The organism is Burkholderia paludis (assembly GCF_000732615.1).
Taxonomy (GTDB): Bacteria; Pseudomonadota; Gammaproteobacteria; order Burkholderiales; family Burkholderiaceae; genus Burkholderia; species Burkholderia paludis.
The window spans coordinates 1-935 of record NZ_JPGL01000161.1; the positions used below are offsets into that span (position 1 = coordinate 1).

Sequence of the window (935 nt, forward strand, 5' to 3'; positions counted from 1 at the left end):
AGGCCGGTGGACAGCGAGGTGATACCCGTCGAGGTCGAGGTCGACAGCGACGTGATGGAGCTATTCGCCGACGAGAGGCCCGTCGAGGTCGACGTGGACAGCGAGGTGATCGAGCTGTTGGCCGACGAGAGGCCCGTCGAGGTCGACGTGGACAGCGACGTGATCGAGCTATTCGCCGACGAGAGGCCGGTCGAGGTCGACGTGGACAGCGACGTGATGGAGCTATTCGCCGACGAGAGGCCGGTCGAGGTCGAGGTCGACAGCGAGGTGACGGAGCTGTTGGTCGACGAGAGGCCGGTGGACAGCGAGGTGATACCCGTCGAGGTCGAGGTCGACAGCGACGTGATGGAGCTATTCGCCGACGAGAGGCCCGTCGAGGTCGAGGTGGACAGCGACGTGATCGAGCTGTTGGCCGACGAGAGGCCGGTCGAGGTCGACGTGGACAGCGACGTGATGGAGCTATTCGCCGACGAGAGGCCCGTCGAGGTCGAGGTCGACAGCGAGGTGACGGAGCTGTTGGTCGACGAGAGGCCGGTCGACAGCGAGGTGATACCCGTCGAGGTCGAGGTGGACAGTGACGTGATCGAGCTGTTGGCCGACGACAGACCCGTCGACGTGGAGGTCGACAACGACGTGATCGAGCTGTTGGCCGACGACAGACCCGTCGATGTGGACGTGGACAGCGACGTGACCGAGCTGTTGGTCGACGAGAGGCCGGTGGACAGCGAGCCGATCGAGCTGGTGGCCGACGACAGGCCGGTCGACGTGGAGGTCGACAGCGAGGTGATCGAGCTGTTGGCCGACGAGAGGCCCGTCGACGTGGAAGTCGACAGCGACGAAATGGCGCTGGTCGCGGTACCGACCTGCTGGGCGACCGAATAGAGCTGGCTGCCGTTGATCGCGTCGGTACTCGTCGCGGTCACCTGGCCGGCCGC

At 65.7% G+C, this 935-nt stretch carries 1 pseudogene; it reads right to left on the reverse strand.

The features are described 5' to 3' along the window. A pseudogene (locus GQ56_RS47375) lies at positions 1-923 on the reverse strand (ESPR-type extended signal peptide-containing protein); the annotation flags it as partial. Positions 924-935 lie beyond the last annotated feature (12 nt).